Origin of the sequence: Bacillus sp. JJ1474 (assembly GCF_036965225.1) — a bacterium.
Lineage (GTDB): Bacteria > Bacillota > Bacilli > Bacillales > Cytobacillaceae > Cytobacillus.
In genome coordinates this window covers 1-4,449 of the sequence record NZ_JBALPC010000047.1, presented here as the reverse complement: position 1 = coordinate 4,449, position 4,449 = coordinate 1, and the positions used below count along the sequence as shown (strand labels likewise).

Below are 4,449 nucleotides of genomic sequence, written 5' to 3'. Positions count from 1 at the left end.
CGCTTCCGCTTTTCTAATTCAGTTGTGATACCAATGTCTTCATGGTATTTTAGATGTATGCCAATTTGTGATTTCTAGTATTTCCCTTTCTAAAAAGTGAATTTGATTTCACTTATACAGTATTGGAAGTAATCTTATTTAGATAATAAGAATTTGAGGTGGAAGTGTGAAAAGAATAGGAGTGCTTACGAGTGGAGGGGATTCCCCGGGCATGAACGCGGCAATTCGTGCCGTAGTAAGAAAAGCTATTTATCATGATATAGAGGTTTTTGGAGTTTTAGGAGGATATTCAGGGCTTATAAGCGGGAATATTAACAAACTGGAGCTTGGTTCCGTTGGAGATATCATCCATCGCGGGGGAACGATATTATACTCTGCTCGATGTGAGGAATTCAAAACAAAAGATGGCCAACAAAGAGGATTGGAACAGTTAAAGAAATATGGGATTGAAGGATTAGTCGTTATTGGAGGAGATGGGTCCTATCATGGTGCAAGAGCACTATCTGAGCAAGGTTTTCCATGCATTGGCGTTCCGGGAACGATAGACAATGATATTGCAGGAACTCAGTATACCATCGGCTTCGATACGGCTATTAATACGGTTATTGACGCAATTGATAAAATACGAGATACAGCTACCTCTCATGAACGCACCTTTATTATTGAGGTCATGGGAAGAAATGCAGGAGACATTGCTCTATGGGCGGGATTAGCCGGTGGGGCAGAAACCATTCTTATTCCAGAAGAAAAATATAATATGGATGAAATTGCTGCCAGACTAATTAAGGGACATGCACGGGGTAAGAAGCATAGTATTATCATCGTGGCAGAAGGTGTGACAACGGGAATGGATTTTGCCAAAGAACTCGAGGAAGCTACGAATTTTGATACACGGGTTTCTGTCTTAGGACATATGCAGCGCGGCGGCTCTCCAACAGCATTTGACCGTGTTCTCGCCAGTCGCCTTGGTGCATATGCGGTAGAGCTCTTGCTTGAAGGCAAGGGAGGACGTGCTGTTGGAATTGAGAACAATCTAGTTGTTGACCATGATTTTAATAAGGTCCTTGATACTAAGCATGTAGTGGATCTTGGAATCTTTAGATTATCAAAGGAACTTTCGATTTAATAGAGGAGGAAACATCATGCGAAAAACAAAGATCGTATGTACGATTGGACCAGCCAGTGAGAGTGTTGAAAAATTAATGCAGTTAATTGAAGCTGGGATGAATGTGGCACGTTTAAACTTTTCACATGGAAATTTCGAAGAGCATGGACAGCGAATCCGAAATATACGGGAGGCAGCTAGACGGGCGGAAAAAACGGTTGCTATTCTTTTAGATACGAAAGGTCCTGAAATTCGTACTCATAATATGAGACACGATGCCATTGAATTGAAAGCAGGCAATGAAATCATTGTTTCTATGAATGAAGTAGAAGGGACAGCGGAGAGGTTTTCTGTTACATATGCCGAGTTAATTAATGACATAGAGGTAGGTTCTAAGATATTACTTGATGATGGTTTGATTGCTCTTGAGGTGAACAAGATTGATAAGGCTTCAAAAGAAATTCATACGATCATTTTAAATGGCGGAATATTAAAGAATAAGAAGGGTGTTAATGTTCCAGGAGTATCTGTAAATTTACCTGGTATAACAGAAAAGGACGCTCAAGATATCCTTTTTGGAATTGAACAGGGAATTGACTTTATCGCAGCTTCATTTGTTCGCAGAGCATCTGATGTTCTGGAAATTAGACAGCTATTAGAAGACAATCAGGCTTCACATATCCAGATCATACCTAAAATTGAAAACCAAGAAGGAGTCGATAAAATCGATGAAATTCTTGAGGTGTCTGATGGAATAATGGTTGCTAGAGGAGATCTTGGCGTTGAAATACCTGCGGAAGAGGTTCCTTTAGTGCAGAAGCAATTAATCAAAAAATGCAATGCACAAGGAAAACCTGTCATTACAGCTACACAAATGCTTGACTCCATGCAGCGCAACCCTCGTCCTACTCGAGCTGAAGCAAGTGATGTAGCAAATGCCATCTTTGATGGTACTGATGCTATCATGCTTTCTGGAGAAACAGCTGCAGGCGCATATCCTTTTGAAGCTGTGCAAACGATGCATAATATTGCTTCCCGTGCAGAGACAGCTTTAGCCCATAAAGAAATTCTCTCCTCACGCAGTAAAGACAATGAACATAATATAACCGATGCTATTGGTCAATCTGTTGCACATACGGCACTTAACCTTGATGTTCATGCCATAATCACACCTACTGAAAGCGGTCATACGGCAAGGATGATTTCTAAGTATCGTCCTAAAGCACCGATTGTCGCTGTTACATCAAATGATTATGTTTCTCGCCGTCTTGCACTCGTTTGGGGAGTTTATCCGCAAATTGGAAGAAAGGCATCAACAACAGATGACATGCTTGATGCCGCAGTAGAAGAAAGCTTAAATAGCGGGATTGTGTCTTCTGGTGATTTAGTTGTTATAACAGCGGGTGTTCCGGTAGGTGAAGCAGGAACGACAAACTTGATGAAAATACATGTCGTAGGGGATATCTTGGTAAAGGCTCAAGGAATTGGACGAAAGTCTGCATTTGGAAAAGTAGTTGTTGCCCGTAATGCAGAGGAAGCGAATGCTAAAGTAACAGAAGGAGCCATTTTAGTAACAATTGGATCGGATCGAGAAATGGTGCCAGCTATCGAGAAGTGCAGCGCGCTTATTACAGAGGAAGGCGGGCTAACGAGTCATGCGGCAGTAGTTGGAATTAATATTGGCATACCTGTTATCGTTGGAGTTGAAAATGCAACAACTTTATTGAAGGATGGGCAGGAAATTACAGTCGACTCCAATCGGGGTGTTATTTATAACGGGCATGCTAGTGTTCTCTAACATGGTGACACTATGAGATATTTAATATTATTGATCATTGTTGTTCCCGCTGCAGAGATTGGGATGCTCCTCCTCTCAGGGAATTTTATAGGGGTATGGCCAACAATTGGATTAATTGTATTTACAGGCGTATTGGGAGCATATTTAGCTAAGAAACAGGGGCTTGAAACGATAAGGCGAGCTAGGGAGCAGCTGAGCTATGGCCGAATGCCAGGAGACGCGATTCTCGATGGGATATGTGTGTTAATCGGTGGAACATTGCTTCTCACCCCGGGTTTTTTAAGTGATATTACTGGTTTACTCTTATTAGCTCCCCCAACAAAAAGCATATTCAAAAAGCTCATGATTAAATGGTTTCGAAAATGGATAGACAGAAATACAATAACGATTATAAGATAAGCTGAAATAGAGAAAGGTCATTCCACAATGGAATGACCTTTTTCTGCATGTATTTAAGACTCAGGTTTCCCTTTGATAAATAGCCATAAATCATGGAATACGTTAGCTTTATGCAGGGTTGTAATAATGACTAGAGTAACAGGGCCGACAATCAGTCCTAAAAATCCAATTAACTTAAACCCGACAAACAAGGCAATTAAAGTAGCTAAAGGATCAAGTCCGATGTTGGAGGAAAGTATTTTTGGCTCCATAATTTGACGCTGAACGAGAACAATTGTATATAAAATCCCTAATCCGATAGCCATACCTAAATCTCCAGCAACGGCTTCATAAATGATCCAGGGAACAAAAATTAATCCGGTCCCTAAATAAGGGATAATGTCAACAATTCCTGCAATTAGTGCAATCGTTATTGCATAATCAACTCTTAAAATTAATAACCCAATTAAAATGATGACTGTTGAGATGGAGATAAGTGTTGCTTGGGCTTTCACAAATCCAAAAAGAGCTTTTTTAAGGTCTGCAAAAACTGTTATTCCGCTCGTCTTCGCTCGGTTTGGAAGCAGTTTGCCGGCCATTGCAGAAAGCCGGTACCAATCTTTACTAATAAAAAATGTGCCAAGCAACGAGAAAATCAAAACAGTTGCTGCATTCGGAAACCAAGATAAAATATTCGGTATTTTGCCAAAGAAGTTTTGAATAAATGTCCCTAAAGTTGACCCAATCTTCTTTCCGACATTCTCTATATTTTCCATAATTGTACCTTGCTGCCCGGTATCCAGACTATTAAAAAGACTTGTTATCTGATTGTAAAATGGAATAATTTGTCCTGCAAAGAATTGTTCAACATAATCAATAAGTGTTTCCAAATGATCTGGAACTACTTTAGCCAAGTAATCTGCACCTGATACAATCTCTGCTATTAATAGAGTGATCAGACCTGCAAATAGAGCGATAATCAGAACTATACTAATTAGCACCGCTAGTGCACGAGGCATTCGCCATTTATTCTGGAGGAAATTAACGAGCGGGTTAATAAGAAAGGCAATGGCAAAACCAATAATAAACGGGTATGTCACTTTTGAAACATAGAAAAAACCTATAAGAATCAATAGAGCAAAGCCGATAACGAATAATAACCTTAACG

4 protein-coding genes are annotated in these 4,449 nt (G+C 40.1%); 3 read left to right on the top strand and 1 reads right to left on the bottom strand.

What is annotated here, in order from left to right; all coding sequences use genetic code 11:
* Positions 1-166: 166 nt before the first annotated feature.
* Genes pfkA through V7164_RS07260 form a run of 3 tightly spaced genes read left to right on the top strand, consistent with a single transcriptional unit; the run spans position 167 to position 3,302 of the window.
* A complete protein-coding gene (gene pfkA / locus V7164_RS07270) occupies positions 167-1,126 on the top strand; it encodes a 6-phosphofructokinase (protein ID WP_335343862.1) in 960 nt (319 codons plus the stop codon).
* 16 nt (positions 1,127-1,142) lie between these two features.
* The gene (pyk, locus tag V7164_RS07265) at positions 1,143-2,903 is read left to right on the top strand and encodes a pyruvate kinase (protein ID WP_335343861.1); all 1,761 of its coding nucleotides are present in this window, start codon (positions 1,143-1,145) and stop codon (positions 2,901-2,903) included.
* 12 nt (positions 2,904-2,915) lie between these two features.
* On the top strand, positions 2,916-3,302 hold the full coding sequence (locus tag V7164_RS07260; RefSeq protein WP_335343860.1) for an FxsA family protein: 387 nt from the start codon (positions 2,916-2,918) through the stop codon (positions 3,300-3,302).
* A 53-nt stretch (positions 3,303-3,355) separates the two neighbouring features.
* Here V7164_RS07260 and ytvI read toward each other — a convergent pair.
* A partial coding sequence (ytvI, locus tag V7164_RS07255; protein ID WP_335353771.1) for a sporulation integral membrane protein YtvI occupies positions 3,356-4,449 on the bottom strand: 1,094 nt, incomplete at its 5' end.

Bases quoted from the DNA above. Each gene is read 5' to 3' on its own strand.
- pyk (WP_335343861.1), top strand. From the start codon at position 1,143: ATGCGAAAAACAAAGATCGTATGTACGATTGGACCAGCCAGTGAGAGT.
- V7164_RS07260 (WP_335343860.1), top strand. From the start codon at position 2,916: ATGAGATATTTAATATTATTGATCATTGTTGTTCCCGCTGCAGAGATT.